The organism is Mycobacterium kansasii ATCC 12478 (assembly GCF_000157895.3).
Taxonomy (GTDB): domain Bacteria; phylum Actinomycetota; class Actinomycetes; order Mycobacteriales; family Mycobacteriaceae; genus Mycobacterium; species Mycobacterium kansasii.
Genome location: NC_022663.1, coordinates 3,547,745 through 3,571,418 on the forward strand (window position 1 = coordinate 3,547,745; position 23,674 = coordinate 3,571,418).

Sequence of the window (23,674 nt, forward strand, 5' to 3'; positions counted from 1 at the left end):
CGCCATGACGATGCCGGCCAAGGTCAACAAGGTCAGCGATCCGCCGTACAAGACGGCGGGCGTTGTCTTTCTGGTGCTCGCGCTTGTCATATTCGTGTTGGTGTACCTGCAGTTTCGTGGGGATTTCACCCCGAAGGTCAAGCTGACGATGTTTTCCGAACGAGCCGGCCTGGTGATGGATCCCGGCTCGAAGGTCACCTACAACGGCGTGCAGATCGGCCGGGTCGACAGCATCTCGGAGGTCACGCGCGACGGCAAACCAGCCGCCAAGTTCGTCTTGAACGTCAATCCGAAGTACCTCTCGCTGGTACCGGAGAACGTCAACGCGCAAATCAAGGCGACGACGGTGTTCGGCGGCAAGTATGTCTCGCTGACGACGCCAAGAGACGACCGGGGCAACGTCATCTCGAAGGGGCACCTCACCCCCAAGAGCGTCATCAATGCCGTCGGGGTGACGACCGAGATCAACACCTTGTTCCAGACCATCACGTCGATTGCCGAGAAGGTGGACCCGGTCAAGCTCAACCTGACGCTCAGCGCGGCCGCGCAGGCGCTGACCGGATTGGGCGATCGGTTCGGGCAATCGATCGTGAACGCCAACGCGATCCTCGACGATGTCAACCCGCGGATGCCGCAGGCCCGCCACGACATTCAGCAGTTGGCGGCGCTCGGCGACGTCTACGCCAACGCATCGCCGGATTTGTTCGACTTCCTTGACAATTCGGTTCCCACGGCGCGCACGATCAACCAGCACCAGCGCGAATTGGATGCCGCGTTGCTGGCGGCGGTCGGGTTCGGCAACACCGGCGCGGACGTCTTCGGGCGGGGTGGCCCGTATCTGGCGCGTGGTGCCGCCGACCTGGTGCCCAGCGCTCAGCTGCTCGACACCTACAGCCCGGAGTTGTTCTGCACGCTGCGCAACTACCACGACATCGAACCCAAGGCCGCCACGTTCCTGGGCGGTAACGGCTACTCGCTGGCCACCCACAGCGAGCTGCTGTCCGGGTTGGGATTGATGCTGAACCCGACGTCGCTGGTGCCGCTGCTGCTCTCGCAGATCGGCGGGTTGGCCGCAGGTGTGGTCGGCGGGGCGCCGAATCCCTACATGTATCCGGAAAACCTGCCGCGGGTCAACGCACATGGCGGCCCTGGTGGTGCGCCGGGCTGCTGGCAGCAGATCACCCACGATTTCTGGCCGGCACCCGAGTTGGTGATGGACACCGCCAACAGCATCGCTCCCTATAACCACCTGGAGACCGGTTCGCCCTACGCGATCGAATACGTCTGGGGCCGTCAAGTAGGGGACAACACGATCAACCCATGAAAATCACCGGTACTGCAATAAGACTCGGCGCCTTCGCACTGGTGCTGGTGCTGTTCAGCGTGATGATCGTCATCGTTTTCGGTCAGATCCGCTTCGACCGCACCTACGGCTACTCCGCTGAGTTCAGCAATGTCAGCGGGCTGCGGGCCGGACAATTCGTCCGCGCCTCGGGGGTGGAGATCGGCAAGGTCAAAGAGGTGTCGCTGGTCGACGGCGGCAAACGGGTCCGGGTGGATTTCGACGTCGACCGCTCGATACCCCTTTACCAATCGACGACCGCGCAGATCCGCTACCTCGACCTGATCGGCAATCGATACCTGGAGCTCAAGCGCGGTGACGGCGAGGGCAGCGACCGGATCATGCGGCCGGGTGGGTTCATTCCGTTGTCGCGCACCTCGCCGGCACTCGACCTCGACGCATTGATCGGTGGCTTCAAGCCGGTGTTCCGGGCGCTGGACCCGGACAAGGTCAACACCATCGCCTCGGCGCTCATCACCGTGTTTCAGGGCCAGGGCGGCACCATCAACGACATTCTCGACCAGACCGCGCAGCTGACCTCACAGATCGCGGAACGCGACCAGGCGATCGGCGAGGTGGTGAAGAACCTGAACACGGTGCTGGACACCACGGTTCGTCATCGCAAGGACTTCGATCAGACGGTCAACAACCTGGAGGTGCTGATCACCGGGTTGAAGGACCACCGCACTCAGTTGGCGGACGGCATCGTGCACATCAGCAACGCGGCCGGAACCGTGGCCGATCTGCTGGCCGAGGACCGCGCACTGCTGCACAAGACCGTCAACTACCTCGATGCCGTCCAGCAGCCGCTCATCGACCAGCGTCAGGAGTTGAACGATTTCCTGCACAAGGTCCCGACCGCGCTGAACATGATCGGGCGCACCATCGGGTCCTACGGGGACTTCGTGAACTTCTACTCCTGCGACATCAGCCTCAGAATCAATGGGCTGCAGCCCGGCGGGCCGGTGCGCACGGTCCGGCTCTTCACCCAGCCGACGGGTAGGTGCACGCCACAATGAGAACGCTGGAACCCCCCAATCGGCTTCGTATCGGCCTCATGGGCATCGTGGTGATGATCATCGTCGTCGCCGTCGGCCAGAGCTTCACCAGCGTCCCGATGTTGTTCGCGCGGCCGAGCTACTACGGTCAGTTCACCGACACCGGCGGCCTCAACAAGGGCGACAAGGTACGCATCGCCGGCATGGACGTCGGCAAGGTGGAGGAGCTGTCCATCGACGGCGACCACGTCAAGATCAAATTCTCGGTCGGCACCAACGTCATCGGCACCGAAAGCCGCCTGGCGATTCGCACCGACACCATCCTCGGTAAGAAGGTCCTCGAGATCGAGGCGCGCGGCAACCAGCCGCTGCGCCCGGGGGGCACGTTGCCATTAGGCCAAAGCACCACTCCCTACCAGATTTACGACGCCTTCTTCGACGTCACCAAGGCGGCCACCGGCTGGGACATCGACACGGTCAAGCAGTCCCTGCATGTGCTGTCGCAGACCATCGACCAGACCTACCCGCACCTGAGCGCCACGCTCGAGGGCGTGGCCAAGTTCTCCGACACCATCGGCAAGCGCGACGAGGAGATCAAGCACCTGCTTGCGCAGGCCAACCAGGTGGCCAGCATCCTCGGCGATCGCAGCCAGCAGGTGGACCGGCTGTTGGTCAACGCCAAGACGCTGATCGCCGCGTTCAACGAACGCGGGCGCGCCATCGACGCCCTGCTGGGCAACATCGCTTCGTTCTCGGCCCAGGTGCAGGGGCTGATCAACGACAACCCGAACCTCAACCATGTGCTCGAGCAGCTGCGTCAGGTCAGCGACATCCTGGTTGAGCGCAAAGACGACCTGGCAAACGGGCTCCTGATGGTCGGCGGATTCCTCCCGTCGCTGAACGAGTCCATAGCATCGGGGCCGTTCTTCAAAGTGGTCATCCACAACCTGGTCCCGGGGCAGATTCTGCAGCCCTTCATCGACGCCGCGTTCAAGAAGCGTGGCCTGGACCCGGAGAATTTCTGGCGCAGTGCCGGCTTGCCGGAATTCCGCTGGCCCGACCCCAACGGCACCCGGTTCCCCAACGGCGCGCCGCCGCCGGCGCCGGGTGTGCTGGAGGGCACGCCCGAGCACCCGGGGCCGGCCGTCCCGCCCGGTTCACCCTGCTCGTACACGCCGGCCAATCCCGGCGGCAATGTCACCGTCGGCGACGAGGGGTTGCCGCGGCCGTGGAACCCGCTGCCCTGCGCGGGTGCGCTCCTCGGCCCGTTCGGAGGTCCGAACTTCCCGGCGCCGCTGGATGTCGAGGCGTCCCCGCCGAACCCGAACGGCCTGCCGCCGACGCCGGGCATCCCGATCGCGGGGCGGCCGGGCGACCCGCCGCCGGACGTTCCGGGTACCCCGGTGCCGCTGCCGCCGAACGCACCGCCGGGTGCGCGCACCGAGCAGCTGGCGCCGGCCGGCCCGACACCGCCGCCGTCGACGTTCGCGCCGGGGCTGCCGCCGGGTCCGCCCGCGCCGCCCGGGCCGGGGCCGCAGCTGCCCGACCCCTATATCAACCCAGGAGGCACCGGCGGTAGCGGTGTGACTGGAGGGAGCCAGAATTGAGCACCGTCTTTGACATCCGCAATCTGCGGCTTCCGAGGATGACGCGGGCGACGGTGATCGTCGGAACGCTGATCGTGGTCTTGGCCCTGGTGGCAGCATTTGTCGGCTGGCGGCTTTACCAGAAGCTGACCAACAACACCGTGGTTGCCTATTTCCCTGCCGCAAATGCGCTGTACCCCGGTGACAAGGTTCAGATCATGGGCCTGCAAGTGGGCAAGATCGACAGCATCGAAGCGGCCGGCGACAAAATGAAGGTCACCTTCCACTATCAGAACCAGTACAAGGTGCCGGCCAACGCCTCGGCGGTGATCCTCAACCCGACCCTGGTGGCGTCGCGCTCGATCCAATTGGAGCCGCCGTACAAAGGCGGGCCGGTGCTGGCCGACAACGCGGTCATCCCGATCGAGCGCACCCAGGTGCCGGTGGAGTGGGACGAACTGCGCAACAGCATCACCAACATCATCGACAAGCTCGGCCCCACCGAGCAGCAGCCCAAGGGACCGTTCGGTGAGGTTCTCGAATCGTTCGCGAACGGGCTGGCGGGCAAGGGCAAGCAGTTCAACACCACCCTGGACAACCTCTCGCGTGCGCTGACCGCCCTGAACGAAGGCCGTGGCGACTTCTTCGCGGTGGTGCGCAGCCTGGCGCTGTTCGTCAACGCGCTGCACCAGGACGACGCACAATTCGTGGCGTTGAACCAGAACCTGGCCGACCTCACCGGCCGGTTGGTCAGCTCCGACCAAGCACTTTCCGATGCGTTACAGCAGTTCGACAGTTTGCTGACGACGATCCGGCCGTTCCTCGACACGAACCGCGAAGTGCTGACCCACGACGTCAACAACCTGGCCGAGGCGACCAACACGCTGCTGCAGCCCGAGCCGCTGAACGGCTTGGAGACCGCCTTGCACGTGCTGCCGACGGCGGCGTCGAACGTCAACCAGATCTATCACCCGTCACACGGTTCCGTGGTCGCCATCCCGGAGATCACCTCGTTCGCCAACCCGATGCAGTTCATCTGCAGCTCAATTCAGGCCGCCAGCCGGCTTGGGTATCAGGAGTCTGCAGAACTGTGTGCGCAGTATCTGGCGCCGATCCTCGACTCGATCAAGTTCAACTACTTCCCGTTCGGGGTGAACTTCTTCAGCACCGCCGAAGTGCTGCCCAAGCAGGTCGCCTACTCCGAGCCACGCCTGCAGCCGCCGAACGGGTATAAGGACACGACCGTTCCCGGAATCTGGGTGCCCGACACCCCGTTGTCGCACCGCAACACCCAGCCCGGCTGGATCGTCGCCCCGGGTATGCAGGGGCAGCAGGTAGGGCCGATCACCGCTGGCCTGATGACCCCCGAGTCGCTGGCCGAACTCATGGGAGGCCCCGACATCGAGCCCGTTCAGTCCACCTTGCAGACGCCACCCGGACCGCCGAACGCCTACGACGAGTACCCGGTGTTGCCGCCGATCGGTTTGCAGGCCCCGGTGCCGATACAGCCGCCGCCGCCCGGCCCAGAGGTGATCCCGGGTCCGGTTGCTCCGACGCCCGGTCCCGCCGCCGCACCGGCGCCGGTCGGCGCGCCACTTCCCGCTGAGGCAGGAGCGGGTCAGTGAGGGGCGCGATGAGCGCGGTACGCGCGAAGAGCAACCCGAGCCATTGGGCACCGAGGGGCGCGATGAGCGCGGTACGCGCGAAGAGCAACCCGAGCCATTGGGCACCGAGGGGCGCGATGAGCGCGGTACGCGCGAAGAGCAACCCGAGCCATTGGGCACCGAGGCGAGCCGTGGGACGCGTCCGCCACCGCGCCTGGCAGGCGTTGGCGTTGCTGATGGTCGCGCTGATGCTGAGTTCGTGTGGCTGGCGCGGGATCTCCAATGTGTCGATTCCGGGTGGTCCGGGCACCGGGGACGGGTCCTACGTCCTCTATGTGCAGGTGCCCGACACGCTGGCGATCAACGGCAACAGCAAGGTGATGGTCGCCGACGTCACGGTCGGCTCGATACGTGACATCAGATTGGAGAACTGGATAGCGACCCTCAAGCTGGGCATCGACAAGGGCGTCAAGCTACCGAGGAACGCCACCGCGAAGATCGGCCAGACCAGTTTGCTGGGTTCTCAGCATGTGGAACTCGCGGCGCCGCCCGACCCGTCGCCGCAGCCGCTGTGCCCGCCGCCGCACCGCAAGCAAGATTGCACCATTTCCCTGAAGAACTCCTCCGCGTATCCCAACACCGAGCAAACACTGGCCAGCATCTCGATGATTTTGCGCGGCGGCGGGATCCCGAATCTCGAGGTGCTCCAGAACGAGGTCTACAACGTCTTCCACGGGCGGGCCGACCAGATTCGGGCCTTCCTCACCAAGCTGGACACCTTTACCGACCAGCTCAACCAGCAACGCGATGACATCACCCACGCTATCGACTCCACCAATCGTTTGCTGGTCTACGTGGGTCGCCGATCCGATGTACTGGACCGGGTACTGACCGACATCCCGCCGCTGATCAAGCACTTCGCCGACACGCGCGACCTGCTCATCAACGCCGTCGACGCGTTGGGACAGCTCACCCAGGTCACCGACCAATACCTGTCGGAGGCACGTGGCCCGCTGCATACCGACTTGCAAGCGCTGCAATGCCCCCTCAAGGAACTCGGCCGCGGCTCGCAGTATCTGATCGGCGCGCTGAAGCTGATTCTCACCCAGCCGTACGACATCGATACTGTGCCGAAGCTGTTCCGCGGCGACTACCAGAACGTGTCGGCCACGATTGACGTGACCTTCAGCGCCATGGACAACGCATTGCTCACCGGTACCGGCTTTTCCGGAGCCTTGCGCGCGCTCGAACAGTCCTTCGGTCGCGATCCCGAGACGATGATCCCCGACGTCCGCTACACGCCGAACCCGAACGACGCGCCCGGCGGACCGCTGGTGGAAAGGGGCGACCGGCAATGCTGACTCCCTTCATCAAACGCCAGTTGATCGTGTTCGCGGTCCTGACAGTGGTCTCGCTGTTGGTCCTGGGGGTTTACTACCTGCGGATTCCGTCGCTGGCCGGCATCGGCCGCTACACGCTCAAGGCGGAGCTGCCGGCATCGGGCGGCCTTTACCCCACGGCCAACGTGACCTATCGCGGCGTCACCATCGGCAAGGTCACCGACGTGGAGCCGACGCCGACCGGCGCCGAGGCGACGATGAGCATTGACAGCCGCTACAAGATCCCGGTCGATGCGTCGGCGAACGTGCATTCGGTGTCGGCGGTCGGTGAGCAGTACCTGGACTTGGTGTCGACGGGCAACCCGGGCAAGGTCTTTTCGCCCGGACAAACGATCACCAAGGGGACGGTGCCCAGTGAGATCGGGCCGGCCCTGGACACCGCCAACCGCGGCCTTCAGGTGTTGCCGGCGGACAAGATCCCCGTGCTGCTCGACGAAACGGCGCAAGCCGTAGGCGGTTTGGGCCCAGCCCTGCAACGGCTGGTCGACGCCACACAGGCGATCGTTGGTGACTTCCGCACCCAGATCAACGACGTCAACGACATCATCGACCATTCCGGACCCGTCATCGAGAGCCAGGTCCGCTCGGGTGACGCGATCGAACGCTGGGCGCACAACCTCAACACACTGGCCGCGCAGACGGCGAAACGGGACCAGAACGTGAAAAGCATTCTGTCCCAGGCAGCTCCGACCGCTGACCAGCTGAACGAGGTCTTCACCGACGTGCGTGATTCGCTGCCGCAGACGCTGGCGAACCTCGAAGTCGTGTTCGACCTGCTCAAGCGCTACCACAAAGGCGTCGAGCAGGTGCTGGTGTTCCTGCCGCAGGGTGCTTCGATCGCGCAGACAGTGGCCGCGCCCTTCCCGAACATGGCCGCCCTAGACCTGGCGTTGGCGATCAACCAGCCGCCGCCGTGTCTGACCGGGTTCATCCCTGCCTCGGAGTGGCGCTCTTTTGCCGACACCAGCCTGCAGCCGTTGCCGACTGGCACGTACTGCAAGATTCCGATGGATACTCCGGCCAACAGCGTGCGCGGGTCGCGCAACATTCCGTGTGTTGACGTCCCGGGCAAGCGAGCGGCGACGCCGCGGGAATGCCGCGACCCGAAACCATACGTGCCGGCGGGTACCAACCCCTGGTATGGCGACCCCAACCAGCTGTTGACGTGCCCCGCGCCGGCGGCGCGCTGCGATCAGCCGGTCAAGCCCGGCTTGGTGATCCCGGCACCATCGATCAATAACGGGATGAACCCGGCACCGGCCGACAGACTGCCTCCGGGCGGGACGCCGCCGCCGGTCAGTGACCCGCTGCAGCGGCCCGGTTCGGGTACTGTGCAGTGCAACGGACAGCAGCCCAACCCCTGTGTCTACACTCCGGGCGGGCCGCCCACGGCGGTCTACAGCCCTCAGAGCGGTGAACTGGTAGGGCCCGACGGAGTCAGATACTCCGTCGAAAACTCGACCAAAACAGGAGACGACGGATGGAAGGAGATGCTGGCGCCAGCCGGCTGAACCCCATCGACGCGGATAATTCGTCGAGCCCCGAGGCAACGGACGAGGACTCGGCAGAATCCGAGGCCCAAACCGGCTCAGACAGCCCCGACACGGAGGGTGAACTGACTGCAGAATCGGAAGCCGGTCCGGACAGCGCCGAGGCGACGGACGAGGATTCGGCCGAATCGGAGGACGAAGCCGGTCCGGACATCTCCGACAGCACAGGTGAGGACCAAACCGCGGCGCCGGCCGTCGAGCGGCGCCCGTCGCGTTTGGGTCGTGGATGGCTAGTCGGTATCAGCGCAGCACTGGTGCTCGTCGCCGGCGGTATCGGGACCGGCGGCTATCTGGCGCTGCGTGCCCACCAGCAGAGCGCGGCCATAGCCCGCAACAACGCGGCAGCGCTTCAGGTGGCCAAGGACTGTGTCGCGGTCACGCAGGCACCGGATACCAACTCCATGGCCGCCAGTGAACAGAAGATCATCGACTGCGGCACCGACCAGTACCGCTCTCAAGCCGTGCTGTACAGCAGCATGCTCGTTCAGGCGTACCAGGCCGCCAACGTGCACGTTCAGTTGACCGATATGCGGGCCGCGGTCGAGCGTAACAACCCCGACGGATCGGTTGACGTGCTGGTCGCCCTGCGCGTCCGGATGTCCAACGATCAGGCGCAGGATCAGGAAACCGGTTACCGGCTGCGGGTGCGTATGACGCCTACGGACGGTCAGTACAAGATTTCGAAACTCGACCAGGTGACGAAGTGACGGTGGTGGTCGAGGAGATCCAGACCCCCGAGACCGTCCAAGCCCTAGCCGAAAAGGCTTTGGCGCCATGGCATTTGCGGGTGGCTGCGTTCGCCGTTGATGTGGTGCCGGGCATCGCGGTGGTAGCGACCCTGGCGCTGGTCTCGTTTACCGTGCCGTCGGACAGCTCATGGTGGTGGGTGTGCGTCGCCATCCTGGCCTTGGTGACCCTGCTGATGTCGGTCAACCGGTGGCTGGCGCCCGCCCTGACCGGTTGGACCCTGGGACGCGCCCTGTGCGGAATCGCGGTGGTACGTCACAATGGGGCGGCTGGAGACGCCGTCGGTCCGTGGCGGCTGATGGTGCGTGACCTCGCCCACCTGGTCGACACCGTGCCGCTGGTGGTCGGATGGCTGTGGCCGCTGTGGGATCCGGACCGGCGCACCTTCGCCGACATGCTGTTGCGCACCGAGGTGCGAACCGCTGAGCCCGTCGAGCGCCCGGCCAAGGTACGGCGGTGGACGGCGGTGGTACTGGTCACCGCGGCCGGGTTGTGCCTGGGCGGTGCCGGTGTGAGCTACGCGGTGGTGTACTCCTACGACAAGGCAACCGATCGAACCCGTGCTGAGCTTGCGACGCAGGGCCCCAAGATGGTCGCCCAGATGCTGACATACGACCCGAAAACGTTGCGCGAGGACTTCGCTCGAGCACAATCGCTGACCACCGACAGGTACCGCGGTCAGTTGGCCGCCCAGCAGGACACCGTCGCGAAGGGGCACCCCGTCCTCAACGAGTACTGGGTGACGGGCAGTTCTATCCAATCCGCGACGCCGAACCGGGCGACCATGCTGTTGTTCATCCAGGGTCGCCGTGGCACACCACCCGACATCCGCTACATCAGCGCAACCGTACGGGTCAGCTTCGCAAGGGACCGGGACGACCAATGGCGCGTTGACGACCTGACTGTACTGACCAAACCGAAGCCGCGCGGGGACGGGAAATGAGTCCGCGGCGCCGATTCCACCCCGGTGAGGGATTCCTGTTTGTCACACACCCGCTGCCGCCGAGGCGACCGTGGGTATTCCCGTTCGTGGCCATTTCCGCTGCCGTGGTGATGGTGGTGGCGATCACGCTATCCAGCCTGATGCTGGTCGCGCACGTGTCGCGGGATCAGGCCGCGCACCGGGAGCACGAGGTGGTCAACTACGTGAAATGGTTCATGGGGCAGTTCACCTCCGTTGACCCGTATCACGCCAACGAATACGTCGAGCGGATATTGGCGCAGGCGACCGGCGATTTCGCCAAGCAATACCACGACAAGGCGAACGAGATCCTGCTGCAGGTCGCTCAAGCCGAGCCCGCCAGGGGTACCGTCCTGGACGCGGGCGTGGAACGGTGGAACGACGACGGCACCGCCAGCGTTTTGGTGGCCACCGAGGTCACCTCCAAGTCACCCGACGGCAAAGAGGTCTTCGAGAACACGAACCGTTGGGCTGCCACAGCTAAGCAGGAAGGGAATCAGTGGAAGATCAGCAACCTGCTGCAGATGATCTGACCGAGGCCAACTCGGATGCGTCCGACGCCGAACCAGATTCCCACGCCGAGACCGACGATCAGGCAACTCAAGCAACCGAGGCGGTGGACGAGGAACTCGGAAGCGGCGACGTTGCGCCAGCAGCAGCTGATCAGTCCGAGCAAGCTGATGGCGGCGACACCGATTCCGAAAAGGCCGACTCCGACGCCGAGGCGGCCGACACCGACTCCGAGGCCGCCGGTGACGACACTGATTCCGAACAGTCCGACACCGACGCCGAGGTCGCCGGTGGCGACACCGAGACTGCCGTAACCGACGCCGAGGCGGCCGGTGACGGCGCCGGACGCAAGGTCGGGTTCCTCAAGCGACTGAGGGGCAAGGTCAAACGCCCCAGCGGCAAGCGCGTCGCTGCGGCCGTCGCTGTGGTTGGCGTACTGCTTTTCGTGGGTTCTGCCGCATTTGCCGGCGCGACCCTGCAGCCGTACCTGGCCGATCGCGCGGTCGTCGCCGTCAAGCTGAACGTGGCGCGGACCGCGGCGAACGCGATCACGACGTTGTGGACCTACACCCCGGAAAACATGGATAAGCTGGCCGATCGCGCGGCGGTCTACCTCAGCGGTGACTTCGGAGCGCAATACCGAAAATTCGTCGACAGCATCGTAGCGCCGAACAAGCAAGCCAAGGTCACCAACAACACCGAGGTCACCGGCGTCGCGGTCGAATCGCTGGATGGTCCCAATGCGGTGGCCATCGTGTACACGAATACCACCACCACCAGCCCGCTGACCAAGAACATTCCGGCAATGAAGTATCTGTCGTACCGGCTGATCATGAAGCGGGATAACTCCCGCTGGTTTGTGACCAGGATGACGACGATCACCTCGCTGGATTTGACGCCTCGCCTGTAGCCTCGGCCTGGTCGAGGGGTTACATGGCCGTCAGCACACCCCGGTATCACCGGTTGACGATCGTCGCTTTGCTGTTGCTGACCTTCGCCACCGGCTTGGCCGACGCGATCAGTGTGCTGGTCCTCGGGCATGTCTTCGTGGCCAACATGACCGGCAACGTGATCTTCCTCGGCATTTGCCTGGTACCGAAGTCGCAGACGGGTATCGACCTGGTCGCCGGCGTGGTGTCCGTGGTCACCTTCGTCATCGGCACGATCATCGGCGGCCGGTTGACCCGGGCGCTCGGTGGTCAGCCACGACGCTGGATCAGCGCGGCGCTGGGGACCGAGGTCGCGGTGCTGGCGACGTTGTCGGTGCTGGCCGGCAGCGGGGTGCTGCACTATCACGACAACACCAAGCTGTTCCTCATCGGTGGGCTCGCGTTGACGTTCGGCTTGCAGAACGCGATCGCTCGGGAGTTCGGTATTCGTGAGCTCAGCACCACAATGTTGACGTCGACCATCGTCGCGATCGGCGCCGAGAGCCGGCTGGCCGGCGGCACGGGTGGCCGAAGCTTGCTGCGCTATAGCGTGATCGCGGCGATGTGCGGCGGCGCCCTGCTCGGTGCCGCCATGTCCCGGGTGACCGTGGCGCCGGTGTTCGCACTGGCCGCCGCCGTGGTCTCGGTGAGCATGCTGGTCTTCCGCTACGGCCCCGTGGATCGCAAAACGCCTCAGGCGCTTACTAGTTGAATGCGAGCCAGCTGGGCAACGCCCGCTCGTGGGAGTCGCACAGGACCTCACGGGTGTCGCACGAGCCCTTCGGCGTCCCCGCACCGGCCCACATGCCTCCGGTGTCGCGACGCAGCACAATTGCCGACGACCCGCCGCCGTCGAGCAGGATCGCCGTATCGCTGCCCAGGCCCCGGAAAAGGTCTTGGATGTTGTCCGGCGTGTAGTTACCTCCTTCGAAGATGTACATCTCGTCTTTCTGCTTCGCGTAGGCCAGCGCCGTACGCGCGGCACTCGGGCCGCCGTCGTGAAGTTGGCCGGTGTTGCCCGGCGATAACAGCCCGATCCCGGCGACGGCGACGAACTTTGCGTTCTTGTTGAGCAAGTCCTGGATCACCGGAGTGGCCAGGTCGTAGTCTTCTCTGCCCTTGGGCCGCAACACATATGGCGCACCACCGGCCGGGATGATCATGGTGGTCAGCGAGGTCCAGGTCTCGTTTCCGCCGGACAGGCCCTGCTTCCCGGCGTAGGCGACGGTGCCGGTGACCGCCTGGTTGGCGCGGCCCTGGCCGTGGGTGTTGTCGACGAACGCGCCCAATGGCGAACTGCAACCCGTCGATCGCCAGGAGCCGCCCTTTTGCGGGCGCACGTCGAAGAAGTTGGCGTTGATCGCGATTGTCGGCTGTCCCATTCGCTGCCAGGCCTGCAGCGGAGCATAGATCTCCGATGCCTGCCAAAGTCCTTCATTCGTGCGTGCCCCGGCGTTGTGTTCGCAGCGCGCCTGGTCACCGGTGTGGGTATCGACCAGTAGGTGCGGCTGCAGCCGCTGCGACGCATTCTTGATGATCATGAGATGGCCGCCGTTGTTCATCTCGTAGCGGCCGCCGTCGCCGTTGAGGAGCGGCATCGGGTGCCCGCCGCCGAAGTTGTACACCAGGTAGGAGCCCTTGGTTGTGGCGATGGCGTGCTCGAGCATCTCGCGACCGTCGGCGGCATGGGCGACGGGTCGTCCGGTGGTGGCGGTGAGCGTGGCGCATGCAGCCACTAAGGCAAGACAAGCCGCAAGTCGGCGCAGGCTGGCAGATGGCGTCAGCACGGTAGCCCTTTCGGCCCGATCGGGAAGCAGCCATCCCAGAATTAGTCACATCTGTCACACTGTCAACTTATGTAACAGCGATGTGACGATTGTGCCGCACTCGAATCACGTTTGCTCGCTTGGATTTTCGCTTGTGCCTTCGACCGCGCCGGCGCGGGCTCGTTCCCTTGCCTGGTGCTGCGCTTGGTGCTCGGCCGCAATGGCCAACTCGACCGCCCCGGGTATCCGGTGGAACCCCTTGCGGTCGTACAGGTGGGTGATGATGCCCCCCAACAGCAGGCCGATGACCAGACCGATGGACGTCATCGCCAAGGCATGGGACAGCCCGGCGTCGGCGTGACCGTCGAGGTAGAGCAGCGACCTTACCCCCAGGAACACTTGGTGCATCGGCTCGAAGGTGGCCAGCCAGCGGAAGAACGGCGGGACCGCCTCGAGGGGAACCGTGGCGCCCGCCGACGGCAACCCGAAAATGACGAAGATCAACATGCTCACCAGTAAGCCCATCGATCCCAGCACCGCGATCAACGAGCTGGACGTGACGCCTACCGCGATGATCGCGAACACTCCGTACAGCCACAATTGCCAGCCGAGGGAAACGGGCATGCCCAGGCCATGGGCAATCGCCAGGTACACCGCCGACGTGAGCAAGGCCAGCACTGTCATCAATCCCCACTTGAGCAGCAGGGTGCGGAACCGCGAGATGCGGACCTGCTCACCGAAGCGATACACCGGGCCGAATTCGGCTGGTACGTAACCGAGCATCGAGTCCACCAGTGTGCTCACCACGATGCTGCCGGTGAATCCGGCCAGCAGCAGCAACAGCGCATAGTAGAAGGCCGACAGTCCATTACCGGTTCCGTTGGGCAGCGGGTTGTAGACCGTGGATTTGACGTCGATCGGATTGGTCAGCCCGAGCGCGGCGGCGCCGGCCAGCGGCGCACCGCCGGTCTGCGCCGCAACGTCGGCGGTAAGGCGTTGCCCGACTTTGGAATTCACCACGGCCATCGCCTGGGTCAACGTCTGTGCGGCGATGCTCGAGCCCAGCGTGCCCGCACGCGGATTGGTCGAGATGGTAATCGTGGGCCGGTCCGCGTGGGTCGGCTGCACGGCGCTCATCGCATAATCTCGCAGCGCCGAGGAAAAAGTCGGCGGAATGACGGCCGAACCGTAGACCTCAGCCCGGTCCAGGAGCCGCTTGGCCTCGTCGTGGGAGACGACGCGCAGGTCGTACTTGTCCTTGTCCAGTCCGGCCACCAGACCCTCGACAATCTGCTTGCCGGTGGGTCCGGCGTCCTGGTTGACCACCGCGATGGGGAAGTGGCGCAGGTTGGTCGCCGGGTTCAGGATTCCGCCCAGGTACAGGGCCGCCAGCGCCGACATGAGGGCCAGTGTGATGAGTATCGGTGCCGCCCAGAACCGCACGGTCCGAACCGACTTGATACTGCGCTTGGGGTTCGGTGCGGCATGACGCGGATGCGATTGAGACATGTGGGCTCCTGTCTGTCGAGCCCACTCTATGTGGTGTCAGAGCGGGCTCAGGACCCCAGGTTTGCGTGCATCTCCCACACCAGGACCTCCGCGGGGCAGTTGGCGGTGAGCCGCCGCGCCCCGGTGTCGGTGCAGCGGACCGCATCCCCTTCGGCCAGTTCGCCGGCCCCGTCCAGGTCAATCCGGCCGCGGGTGACAAACAGATGCAGGTAAGGCGCCGCGGGGACGTCGACCATGTCGCCGGGCCGCAACCGCGCCGCGTGCAGGGCCGCGCTGCGGTTGTGCAGCGTGATCGCGGCATCGTCGTGGCCGTTGATGCCCGAGGCGATGGTGACCAGAGCGCCGTTGGACAGGTCATCGCCGATATCATGCTGCTGGTAGCTCGGGGCGATGCCGGTCTGGTCGGGCACTATCCACATTTGAACGAAATGCACTGGACGCGTGGCCGATTCGTTCGTTTCCGAATGCCGGATACCGCTGCCCGCCGACATGCGCTGGGCCAGGCCGGGGTAGATCACGCCGTGGGTGCCCGTCGAGTCCCGGTGGGTCAGTTCACCTTTCAGCACCCAGGTGACGATTTCCATATCGCGGTGCGGGTGGGTGGCGAATCCGGTCCCGGGTTGCACGATGTCGTCGTTGCTGACCAGCAGCAGCCCGTGGTGGGTGTTGTCCGGGTCGTAGTGATCGCCGAACGAGAAGCAGTGTCTGGATTCCAACCAGTCGGTTGTGGTGACGGCCCGCTCGGCGGCTCGCCGAATCTCCACGGTGGCAGGCATGGTCTCCACAGTAGCGGCTCGGCCGTCGCTGCATGCGCGGCAGGGCATCCGCTGCGGCGGCGCGAATGCGGGCGCGGGGCGCCCGGGTGCATCGGTTAGCCGCCCCCGCGGCCACTCACGAATCTTGTTGTCCGGCTGATGAATTAGCTCGCCCTGCCGCCTTCGCCTGGTGCTGACCGTGGTCCGGCGCCCAGCGAGCGGAGCTGAACCTTGCACTGATTGCCGGGGCGGGTTTTGCGCCGTCCGCCGCCGCACATCATCGGCTGAGCAAGCCCGGCAAGACGTTCGTGAAAAGCCACCAGACGCTACCAGGGTGGGCGGCGCCGGCGGCGCCGCCGGGCTGTTCGGCAACGGCGGAGCCGGCGGACGCGGAGGAATGGGTGGGGTGGGCGCCGCGGTGCCCAACAGCGTCGCCGGCGACGGCGGCATGGGCGGAGCCGGCGGCGCCGCGGGGCTCTTCGGCGACGGTGGGGCTGGCGGACCAGGAGGAGACGGCGGAGCCGCTGCAGCTGTGCCCGGAAGCACCGCGGGCAAAGGTGGCGTCGGTGGGATCGGCGGAGCCGGCCACCTGTTCGGGAGCGGTGGCGCCGGCGGACAGGGTGGGCACGGTGGGGCAGGCGGGCTCTCGTCGGCCAATACCGGGGGTGACGGCGGCGATGGTGGCACCGGCGGGAGGGGTGGACTGTGGGGCAATGGTGGTGCGGGCGGCAGCGGTGGCCAAGCCGGAGCCGGTCTGGTGGGTGACGGGACCAGCGGTATGGGCGGTGCGGGTGGCGCCGCGAGGTTGTTCGGCAATGGCGGAGCCGGCGGGGCCGGCGGTGCCAGCGAGGGTGGCGGCACCGCCGGCATGGGCGGTGCCGGTGGCCGCGGCGGCCTGTTCATCGGCGACGGCGGTCGCGGCGGCAACGCTGGTGCGACCGGCGGTTTCGGTGTCGGAGCCAACGGCGGTGACGGCGGCAACGCCATTTTCATCGGCAATGGCGGTGACGGGGGCAACGGTACGGGGGGTAAGCCGGGTGGCAAAGGCGGTAGCGCCGGACCGTTCGGTCATAACGGGATGAATGGGCTCCCATAGCCAACATAGCCATGGGCAGCGCGATGAAGTGCCGTCGATAATGCGCGCAATGTTCCGGCAGATCGGGCCCGCGTACTGACTACGTCGTCCGCCAAGCCGCCAAATTACGGCAGGGCACGTCATCCCCCAGGCCTGAGAATTCCTCGGCGACGTAACCCACGCCGCCGATGTCGAGGGCGCCCAACAGCAGCAGCGGCTTGCCGGGGACGGGCGAAACGACGGTCATCACAGCGCCATTACAGCGACGGTGGCAGACCGAACTTCGGGAACAGTGAGCCGTCGAGGAAGGCCACCACGTGCGACACCCGGCCGTCGACCATGTCGAGCACGTGCAACTGGAACGGCACATGCCGCTGACCCGCGCGCATGTACATGGCCGCGGCGGGCTGGCCGTTGGCCACCAACGGGAGCATGCGCATATCGCCGGGCGATTCGGCGGGACATTGCTGGTGAATGAGCGTGATGATGTCCTGCGCGCCGCGGTACCAGCCGACGTAGGGTGGCATCTCCCAGATCGCCTCGGCGGTGAACAGCTCCACCAGCCGGTCGATGTCGTAGGTCTCGAACGCGGCGATGTAGCGGGCCAGCAAGTCCTGGGCCTGCGGCGAATCCGGCGCGCTCAACCGGTCTTCGGCGCTGGGGCGCACGGTCTCCAGCTGGGACCGGGCCCGCTGCAGCAGGCTGTTGACGGCGACGGTGGTGGTGCCGATCGCCTCGGCCACTTCGGCCGACTTCCACTGCAGCACGTCGCGCAACAACAGCACCGCACGTTGCCGGGGCGACAGATGCTGCAGCGCGGCCACAAAGGCCAAGCGGACCGATTCGCGCGATCCGACGATGACCGACGGATCCGCCGGATCATCCGTCGGTTCCGGCAGCGGCTCCAGCCAGGGCACCTCACCGCGCTCGACCAGCTCCGCCGTCGGATCCGCACTGGACGTTCCCAGTCCGGTCGGCAGCGGCCGGCGTTGCCGGCCTTCCAGGGCGCTCAGGCAGGTGTTGGTGGCGATCCGATGCAGCCAGGTCCGTATCGACGACTTGCCTTCGAACCGGTCATACGCTTTCCAGGCACGCAGCAGCGTTTCCTGCACCAGATCCTCGGCGTCGTGTAACGATCCGGTCATCCGGTAGCAGTGCGCCAGCAGTTCGCGCCGGTAGGGTTCGGCACGGGCGGAGAAATCACCGCCGAGGTCATTGTCCTGTGCTAGCAGGCCCACCCCGACGAGCCTACGCAGCGCCTATGACACACCCCGCCCAGCCCCGCCCGGGAGCCGCTGTGCAGGCCGTAAGCTGCCCGTAATGAATGCGACGCGCACTGAACGGAACTTCGCCGGCGTCGGCGGTGTGGACATCGTCTACGACGTCTGGACGCCCGACACCGCGCCTAATGCCGTGGTTGTGCTGGCTCACGGTCTGGGCGAGCATGCCCGCCGCTACGACCACGTCGCGCAGCGGTTCGGTGAGGCCGGTCTGGTTACCTACGCGCTCGACCATCGCGGACACGGCCGCTCGGGCGGCAAGCGGGTGCTGGTGCGCGACATCTCCGAATACACCGCCGACTTCGACACCCTGGTGCGCATCGCGACCCGGGAAAACCCCGGATTGAAGTGCATCGTGCTCGGGCACAGCATGGGCGGCGGGATCGTGTTCGCCTATGGCGTGGAACGCCCGGACAATTACGACCTGATGGTGCTGTCGGCCCCGGCGGTGGCGGCCCAGGATCTGGTGTCGCCGGTGGTGGCGCTGGCCGCGAAGGTTCTCGGCGTCGTGCTGCCGGGTCTGCCGGTCCAGGAACTCGACTTCACCGCCATATCCCGCGACCCGCAGGTGGTGGCGGACTACCAGAACGATCCGCGGGTGTACCACGGCCGGGTGCCGGCCGGGATCGGCCGGGCGCTGCTGCAGGTCGGCGAGACCATGCCGCGGCGGGCACCGGCGCTGACGGCGCCGCTGTTGGTGGTGCACGGCACGGGTGACCGGCTTATCCCGATCGAGGGCAGCCGGCGCCTGGTGGAATGTGTGGGATCCGGCGATGTCGAGCTGAAGGAGTATCCCGGGCTCTACCACGAGGTCTTCAACGAGCCGGAGCGCAACCAGGTGCTCGACGACGTGGTCGGCTGGATCACCAAACGCCTCTGAAACCGAATTGTCGTACCGCTGCAGTAGTTTGGCCGCCATGACCGACGACAAGATGCTGGCCCGCATCGCCGCCCTGCTGCGTCAGGCCGAAGGCACCGACAATCCCCACGAAGCCGACGCGTTCATGGCCGCCGCGCAGCGGCTGGCCACGGCGGCGTCCATCGACCTGGCGGTGGCGCGGTCCCACTCGGCTACCCGTTCGGCCGCGCAATCGCCGACCCAGCGCACCATCACGATCGGAACCGCCGGCGTCCGGGGGCTGCGAACCTATGTGCAGCTGTTCGTGCTGATCGCCGCGGCCAACGACGTACGCTGCGACGTCGCGTCGAATTCGACGTTCCTCTATGCCTACGGGTTTCCTGAGGACATCGACGCGACCCACGCGCTGTACGCCAGCCTGGTGGTTCAGATGGTCCGGGCGTCCGATGCCTACCTGGCCTCCGGTGCCCACCGGCCCACGCCGACCATCACGGCCCGGCTGAACTTCCAGCTCGCGTTCGGGGCCCGAGTTGGCCAGCGTTTGGCCGAGGCCCGCGAGCAGGCCAGACGCGAAGTCACCGCGGACCGCGGCCGAGCACCGCGCACCGCTATCGCGTTGCGGGACAAGGAGGTCGAGTTGCGCGACTACTACCGCGGCGCGTCCCGGGCGCGCGGCACCTGGCAGGCCCACCGGGCCTCGGCCGGATATTCGTCGGCGGCGCGCCGCGCCGGTGACCGGGCCGGGCGCCAGGCGCGGCTCGGCCAGAGCCCCGAGTTGCCCGGCGCGCGCACCGCCCTGGACCGGTGACCCGGGCGGATTCCTCGGGCCGCGACTCCCAGCGGGCCAGGGTTTATGCGGCCGAGGAGTTCGTCCGCACCCTGTTCGACCGTGCCGTCGAGCACGGGTCACCCGGAGTGGACTTCTTCGGGACCCAGTTGACGCTGCCGCCCGAGGGACGCTTCGCCTCGGTGGCGTCGGTGCAGCGCTACGTCGACGACGTGCTGGCCCTGCCGGCGGTGCGCCGGAACTGGTCGTCGGTGTCGCCGCTACGGGTGCGCGCCCGGCGGGCGGCCACCGCGGCGCACTACGAAAACCGTGACGGCGCAGGCACTATCGCCGTGCCGGACCGCGACACCGCCGGCTGGGCGATGCGCGAGCTGGTCGTGCTCCATGAAGTCGCCCATCACCTGTGCCGGGTGCCGCCGCCGCACGGGCCGCAATTCGTGGCGACGATGTGTGAGCTGGCCGAGTTGGTGATGGGAGCCGAGGCTGGCCACATTCTGCGGGTTGTCTACGCGAAAGAGGGTGTGCGGTGGACGGACTAGACCCCGACGCCCGGGCCCGCGAGATCGAGTCCCAAATGACCGACGACGAACGCTTCGCCCTGCTGGTCGGGGTCATGGGCGCCGGGGACTGGTGGCCGCTGCGCGATGAGCGCATCCCGCCCGACGTTTCGATGAGCGCCGGCTATGTGCCCGGCATTCCGCGGCTGGGGGTTCCGGCGCTGCGGATGAGCGACGCCGGACTCGGTGTCACCAATCCCGGCTACCGCCCCGGCGATTCGGCCACGGCGCTGCCCGCCGGGCTGGCGCTGGCCGCCGGATTCGACCCCGCACTGGCCCGGGCCACCGGCGAGGTGATCGGGCGGCAGGCCCGCAGCCGCGGGTTCAACGTCCAGTTGGCCGGCGCCATCAACCTGACGCGTGACCCGCGCAACGGCCGCAACTTCGAGTACCTCTCCGAGGACCCGCTGTTGAGCGCGGCCATGGCCGCGGAGCAGATCATCGGCATCCAGCGGCAGGGTGTCATCTCGACGACCAAGCACTATTCGCTGAACTGCAATGAAACCAACCGGCACTGGCTGGACGCCGTCATCGATCCCGACGCGCACCGCGAATCGGACTTGCTGGCCTTCGAGATCGCCATCGAGCGGGCCCAGCCCGGCGCGGTGATGACGGCCTACAACAAGGTCAACGGCGACTACGCCGCCGCGAACGCCGTCCTGCTCAACGATGTGCTGAAGGCCGCCTGGGGATACCGCGGCTGGGTGATGTCGGATTGGGGCGGGACACCGGGCTGGGAGTGCGCGCTGGCCGGTCTGGACCAGGAGTGCGGCGCGCAGATCGATGCCGTGCTGTGGGGGGCGGAGGCATTCGGCGACCGACTGCGTGCCGCCTACTCCGGGGGCCTGCTGCCCAAGGAAAGGTTGTCGGACATGGTCCGGCGGATCCTGCGCTCGATGTTCGCTGTCGGAATCGACCGGTGGAAACCCGTGCCCGCACCGGATATGCAGGCGCACAACGCGATTGCCCTTCAGGTCGCCCGCCAGGGCATTGTGCTGCTGCAGAACCGGGGGCTGTTGCCGTTGACCCTCGGTTCGGGCGTTCGCATCGCCGTCATCGGCGGCTACGCACAGGTCGGGGTGGCGGCCGGCTACGGCTCCAGCACCGTCGTGCCGCCGGGCGGCTACGCGAGCGTGATCCCGATCGGCGGGTCCGGCCTGCAGGCCGGCTTACGCAATCTCTACCTGGTGCCGCCGAGCCCGCTCGACGAACTGAGACGGCAATTCCCGGGCGTGCCGATCGATTTCGATCCCGGCATCAGCCCGGTGGAGGCGGTGATGGCGGCGCGCCGCGCCGAGGTCGCGATCGTGTTCGCGATCCGACCCGAAGGGGAGGGCTTCGACAGCGCCGACCTGTCGCTGCCGTGGGGCCAGGACGCGGTGATCTCGGCGGTCGCGGCCGCCAATCCGAACACCGTCGTGGTGCTCGAGACCGGCAACCCGGTGGCCATGCCCTGGCGGGACCGCGTGAACGCCATCGTGCAGGCGTGGTATCCGGGCCAGGCGGGCGCTACGGCCATCGCGGAAGTCCTTGCCGGACAGGTGAATCCGTCGGGCCGGCTGCCGATCACGTTTCCGGCCGATCTCGGCCAGACACCGCGCCCGAAGCTGCCCGATGCGGCGCCGGGGACACCGACCACCATCGACTACCACGAAGGCGCGGATGTCGGATATCGCTGGTTCGCCCGGACCGGGCAGGCCCCGATGTTCGCCTTCGGTCACGGTTTGTCCTACACCAGCTTCGAGTATCGCGACCTGGCGGTGACCGGCGGCGACACCGTGACCGCCAGTTTCAGCGTCGTCAACACCGGTGACCGCTACGGGTCGGACATCGCGCAGCTGTATCTGACCACCGTTCCGGGCGCGCAGCGGTTGCGCCTACTGGGTTTCCAGCGAGTCGATCTGGAGCCGGGCCAGGTCGTCCGGGTGAGCATCGCAGCGGACCCGCGACTGCTGGGCGGCTATGACGGCCGGGCCGGGTGCTGGCGCATCACGGCGGGTCGCTACGCGGTCGCGGTGGGCGCTTCAGCGGTGGCGCTGACGCTGGCGGCCGAGGTCGAGTTGGCCGGTCGTGCGTTCGGGCGATGAGTGCGATGGTCGATCCGAACGCACGACCGGCTGCCCGCTTACTGGACCGGGACCAATTCGTCGCCACAGGTGCAGCGGTAAGGCTCGCCCGCGCCGGAGCAGTGGCAGGGGACCTCGATGCGGACACGACAGCCGCAGCCCTCGTGGCCGCAGGTCAACTCGGTTCCAGCCTCATGGGTCGCCATGAATATCACCTTCATTCGGATCGGGGGACTGCCGTCCCAGGATGACCACAATCACTCTATACCCCATACGGGTATCTGGTAAACACCCGGAATGGGGAATTTGATCGGACCGAGCCGGACGGATTCGCCATCGCGGCCGTCCGCTAACGCCGTCAGGGGCTATTCGGGAGTGAGGTCCCTGACCGCCTGCTCGGCCGAGGTGATCTCGCCGATGCGCAGCGCAGTCTCACCGGCATACAGTGCCGCCCGCTCCACCCAGGATTCGGGCGTCCCCGCGACCGGCGGCAGCGGTGTGAACAGCGGACGGCCCGGCGACTGCAACCGCAGCAGGGGACCGGCCTCGAAGTACCCCAGTACCGAAAGCGGGCCGCTCACGGCGTTGAATACCGCCGGCACCGCCTTGGCCATCCCATCGGCGCGGCACCATCGCCGGGTGGCGTCGTTGGGTAGGACGCGGTGTCGCAGCGGCCAGCTGAAGCCGAACAGGTTCGTCTCCACCGTCTTGTTCGGCGCTGATGATCCGGCGTTGGTACGCGCGGTTGGCGTTCGCCTCGCGCGTCATCAGGAATCGCGTTCCGGCGATCACGCCGCTGGCGCCTGCCGCCAGGGCCGCGCTGGTGTCGGCGCGGTCCGCGATGCCCCCGGCGAGAAACACCGGCCGCGGCCCGGCCACCGCAAGAGCCTGCGGGAGGAAGTCCAGTGCCGGCATGGTCCCGACGAGGTGTCCGCCGGCTTCACGGCCCTGGGCGATCAACCCGTCGGCGCCGCCGCCGACCGCCCGCAGCGCCTGATTCCGGGTGCCGACCATCACGAAGACGACGATGCCGGCGTCGCGTAGATGTGCGATGAGCCCCTGCTTCTCGCCGAAGGCCAAAACGACGACGTCGACCCCCGCGCGGACACACACGTCGACATGACCACGGTGCAGGAAGGGAAGCAACAGGTTGACCGCGACGGCTCGGCCCGGAGCCCCGGCCCGCACCTGATCGATGGCAGTGCGCAACTGGCGAGCGGTGACCAGACCGAGAGTGCCCAGACCGCCTGCATTGGCGACCGCAGCCGCCAACGTTGCACCAGCGATGCCGCCCCCCATGCCCGCCTGGGCGACCGGAACGTCGAGCCGCAGCCGGTCGAGAACATCAACCATCGGAAACCATCGGACCATCCCCCTTGCCTCGCCGTGACGG

General features: G+C 66.6%; 21 protein-coding genes and 2 pseudogenes. 16 read left to right on the forward strand and 7 right to left on the reverse strand.

Annotated elements, in window-relative coordinates:
- Positions 1-4 precede the first annotated feature (4 nt).
- The 11 genes from MKAN_RS15490 (at position 5) to MKAN_RS15540 (ending at position 12,339) form a co-directional block, all read left to right on the forward strand.
- On the forward strand, positions 5-1,324 hold the full coding sequence (locus MKAN_RS15490) for an MCE family protein (RefSeq protein ID WP_023369583.1): 1,320 nt from the start codon (positions 5-7) through the stop codon (positions 1,322-1,324).
- Positions 1,321-2,361, forward strand: coding sequence for a virulence factor Mce family protein (locus tag MKAN_RS15495; RefSeq protein WP_023369585.1), 1,041 nt, complete (start codon positions 1,321-1,323; stop codon positions 2,359-2,361). Before MKAN_RS15490 ends, MKAN_RS15495 begins: the two co-directional genes overlap by 4 nt.
- Entirely contained in the window at positions 2,358-3,947 is a 1,590-nt protein-coding gene (locus MKAN_RS15500; RefSeq protein ID WP_036395891.1) for a virulence factor Mce family protein, read from the forward strand. The genes MKAN_RS15495 and MKAN_RS15500 overlap by 4 nt, the downstream gene beginning before the upstream one ends.
- A complete protein-coding gene (locus MKAN_RS15505; RefSeq protein ID WP_023369589.1) occupies positions 3,944-5,551 on the forward strand; it encodes a virulence factor Mce family protein in 1,608 nt (535 codons plus the stop codon). Before MKAN_RS15500 ends, MKAN_RS15505 begins: the two co-directional genes overlap by 4 nt.
- A 215-nt stretch (positions 5,552-5,766) precedes the next feature.
- Entirely contained in the window at positions 5,767-6,891 is a 1,125-nt protein-coding gene (locus MKAN_RS15510) for a virulence factor Mce family protein (RefSeq protein ID WP_225722943.1), read from the forward strand.
- Positions 6,885-8,441, forward strand: a complete 1,557-nt coding sequence (locus MKAN_RS15515; RefSeq protein WP_023369593.1) for a virulence factor Mce family protein — start codon at positions 6,885-6,887, stop codon at positions 8,439-8,441. Before MKAN_RS15510 ends, MKAN_RS15515 begins: the two co-directional genes overlap by 7 nt.
- Positions 8,411-9,187, forward strand: a complete 777-nt coding sequence (locus MKAN_RS15520) for an Mce associated membrane protein (protein ID WP_023369595.1) — start codon at positions 8,411-8,413, stop codon at positions 9,185-9,187. Before MKAN_RS15515 ends, MKAN_RS15520 begins: the two co-directional genes overlap by 31 nt.
- Complete coding sequence (locus MKAN_RS15525) at positions 9,184-10,170, forward strand: RDD family protein (protein WP_023369597.1); 987 nt, start codon at positions 9,184-9,186, stop codon at positions 10,168-10,170. Before MKAN_RS15520 ends, MKAN_RS15525 begins: the two co-directional genes overlap by 4 nt.
- The gene (locus tag MKAN_RS15530) at positions 10,167-10,721 is read left to right on the forward strand and encodes a mammalian cell entry protein (protein WP_023369599.1); all 555 of its coding nucleotides are present in this window, start codon (positions 10,167-10,169) and stop codon (positions 10,719-10,721) included. The genes MKAN_RS15525 and MKAN_RS15530 overlap by 4 nt, the downstream gene beginning before the upstream one ends.
- Positions 10,688-11,608 carry a mammalian cell entry protein gene (locus MKAN_RS15535; protein WP_036395889.1) on the forward strand — a complete coding sequence of 307 codons (921 nt, stop codon included), beginning with the start codon at positions 10,688-10,690 and terminating at the stop codon, positions 11,606-11,608. Before MKAN_RS15530 ends, MKAN_RS15535 begins: the two co-directional genes overlap by 34 nt.
- Positions 11,609-11,631: 23 nt before the next feature.
- Positions 11,632-12,339 carry a YoaK family protein gene (locus tag MKAN_RS15540; protein ID WP_023369603.1) on the forward strand — a complete coding sequence of 236 codons (708 nt, stop codon included), beginning with the start codon at positions 11,632-11,634 and terminating at the stop codon, positions 12,337-12,339.
- Here MKAN_RS15540 and MKAN_RS15545 read toward each other — a convergent pair.
- The 3 genes from MKAN_RS15545 to MKAN_RS15555 form a co-directional block, all read right to left on the reverse strand.
- Positions 12,332-13,444 carry a phosphodiester glycosidase family protein gene (locus MKAN_RS15545; protein ID WP_099184479.1) on the reverse strand — a complete coding sequence of 371 codons (1,113 nt, stop codon included), beginning with the start codon at positions 13,442-13,444 and terminating at the stop codon, positions 12,332-12,334. The genes MKAN_RS15540 and MKAN_RS15545 overlap by 8 nt on opposite strands.
- A 75-nt stretch (positions 13,445-13,519) precedes the next feature.
- Positions 13,520-14,902 (reverse strand): YhgE/Pip domain-containing protein, encoded by a 1,383-nt coding sequence (locus tag MKAN_RS15550; RefSeq protein ID WP_023369607.1) that lies wholly within the window; start codon positions 14,900-14,902, stop codon positions 13,520-13,522.
- 47 nt (positions 14,903-14,949) lie between these two features.
- Positions 14,950-15,678, reverse strand: coding sequence for a pirin family protein (locus MKAN_RS15555; RefSeq protein WP_036395938.1), 729 nt, complete (start codon positions 15,676-15,678; stop codon positions 14,950-14,952).
- Between the two features lie 316 nt (positions 15,679-15,994).
- Between MKAN_RS15555 and MKAN_RS15560 the strand changes: the two are divergent.
- Positions 15,995-16,753: pseudogene (locus MKAN_RS15560) on the forward strand (PE family protein); the annotation flags it as partial.
- A gap of 79 nt (positions 16,754-16,832) precedes the next feature.
- Here the strand turns inward: MKAN_RS15560 and MKAN_RS30545 are convergent.
- The gene (locus tag MKAN_RS30545) at positions 16,833-16,979 is read right to left on the reverse strand and encodes a hypothetical protein (RefSeq protein ID WP_023369613.1); all 147 of its coding nucleotides are present in this window, start codon (positions 16,977-16,979) and stop codon (positions 16,833-16,835) included.
- Between the two features lie 10 nt (positions 16,980-16,989).
- Positions 16,990-17,970 (reverse strand): sigma-70 family RNA polymerase sigma factor, encoded by a 981-nt coding sequence (locus MKAN_RS15565; RefSeq protein ID WP_023369615.1) that lies wholly within the window; start codon positions 17,968-17,970, stop codon positions 16,990-16,992.
- Between the two features lie 82 nt (positions 17,971-18,052).
- Between MKAN_RS15565 and MKAN_RS15570 the strand changes: the two genes are divergently transcribed.
- The 4 genes from MKAN_RS15570 to MKAN_RS15585 are packed head-to-tail and all read left to right on the forward strand — an operon-like array spanning position 18,053 to position 22,302.
- Entirely contained in the window at positions 18,053-18,892 is an 840-nt protein-coding gene (locus tag MKAN_RS15570; RefSeq protein WP_023369617.1) for an alpha/beta hydrolase, read from the forward strand.
- A gap of 37 nt (positions 18,893-18,929) precedes the next feature.
- Positions 18,930-19,679, forward strand: a complete 750-nt coding sequence (locus tag MKAN_RS15575) for a DUF2786 domain-containing protein (RefSeq protein ID WP_023369619.1) — start codon at positions 18,930-18,932, stop codon at positions 19,677-19,679.
- On the forward strand, positions 19,676-20,197 hold the full coding sequence (locus tag MKAN_RS15580; RefSeq protein ID WP_023369621.1) for a TIGR04338 family metallohydrolase: 522 nt from the start codon (positions 19,676-19,678) through the stop codon (positions 20,195-20,197). Before MKAN_RS15575 ends, MKAN_RS15580 begins: the two co-directional genes overlap by 4 nt.
- 35 nt (positions 20,198-20,232) lie before the next feature.
- Positions 20,233-22,302, forward strand: a complete 2,070-nt coding sequence (locus MKAN_RS15585) for a beta-glucosidase (protein ID WP_036395934.1) — start codon at positions 20,233-20,235, stop codon at positions 22,300-22,302.
- 38 nt (positions 22,303-22,340) lie between these two features.
- Here the strand turns inward: MKAN_RS15585 and mymT are convergent, their stop codons facing one another.
- Positions 22,341-22,502 carry a copper-binding metallothionein MymT gene (gene mymT / locus MKAN_RS15590; RefSeq protein WP_023369625.1) on the reverse strand — a complete coding sequence of 54 codons (162 nt, stop codon included), beginning with the start codon at positions 22,500-22,502 and terminating at the stop codon, positions 22,341-22,343.
- Positions 22,503-22,646: 144 nt separating this feature from the next.
- Positions 22,647-23,634: pseudogene (locus MKAN_RS15595) on the reverse strand (nitronate monooxygenase).
- Between the last annotated feature and the right edge of the window lie 40 nt (positions 23,635-23,674).

What these genes read in the sequence shown, in the direction of transcription:
- MKAN_RS15490 (WP_023369583.1), top strand. Translation starts at nt 5, where the DNA reads ATGACGATGCCGGCCAAGGTCAACAAGGTCAGCGATCCGCCGTACAAG.
- MKAN_RS15495 (WP_023369585.1), top strand. Translation starts at nt 1,321, where the DNA reads ATGAAAATCACCGGTACTGCAATAAGACTCGGCGCCTTCGCACTGGTG.
- MKAN_RS15500 (WP_036395891.1), top strand. Translation starts at nt 2,358, where the DNA reads ATGAGAACGCTGGAACCCCCCAATCGGCTTCGTATCGGCCTCATGGGC.
- MKAN_RS15510 (WP_225722943.1), top strand. Translation starts at nt 5,767, where the DNA reads ATGGTCGCGCTGATGCTGAGTTCGTGTGGCTGGCGCGGGATCTCCAAT.
- MKAN_RS15515 (WP_023369593.1), top strand. Translation starts at nt 6,885, where the DNA reads ATGCTGACTCCCTTCATCAAACGCCAGTTGATCGTGTTCGCGGTCCTG.
- MKAN_RS15520 (WP_023369595.1), top strand. Translation starts at nt 8,411, where the DNA reads ATGGAAGGAGATGCTGGCGCCAGCCGGCTGAACCCCATCGACGCGGAT.
- MKAN_RS15530 (WP_023369599.1), top strand. Translation starts at nt 10,167, where the DNA reads ATGAGTCCGCGGCGCCGATTCCACCCCGGTGAGGGATTCCTGTTTGTC.
- MKAN_RS15540 (WP_023369603.1), top strand. Translation starts at nt 11,632, where the DNA reads ATGGCCGTCAGCACACCCCGGTATCACCGGTTGACGATCGTCGCTTTG.
- MKAN_RS15550 (WP_023369607.1), bottom strand. Translation starts at nt 14,902, where the DNA reads ATGTCTCAATCGCATCCGCGTCATGCCGCACCGAACCCCAAGCGCAGT.
- MKAN_RS15555 (WP_036395938.1), bottom strand. Translation starts at nt 15,678, where the DNA reads ATGCCTGCCACCGTGGAGATTCGGCGAGCCGCCGAGCGGGCCGTCACC.
- MKAN_RS30545 (WP_023369613.1), bottom strand. Translation starts at nt 16,979, where the DNA reads ATGACCGTCGTTTCGCCCGTCCCCGGCAAGCCGCTGCTGCTGTTGGGC.
- MKAN_RS15570 (WP_023369617.1), top strand. Translation starts at nt 18,053, where the DNA reads ATGAATGCGACGCGCACTGAACGGAACTTCGCCGGCGTCGGCGGTGTG.
- MKAN_RS15575 (WP_023369619.1), top strand. Translation starts at nt 18,930, where the DNA reads ATGACCGACGACAAGATGCTGGCCCGCATCGCCGCCCTGCTGCGTCAG.
- MKAN_RS15585 (WP_036395934.1), top strand. Translation starts at nt 20,233, where the DNA reads ATGACCGACGACGAACGCTTCGCCCTGCTGGTCGGGGTCATGGGCGCC.
- mymT (WP_023369625.1), bottom strand. Translation starts at nt 22,502, where the DNA reads ATGAAGGTGATATTCATGGCGACCCATGAGGCTGGAACCGAGTTGACC.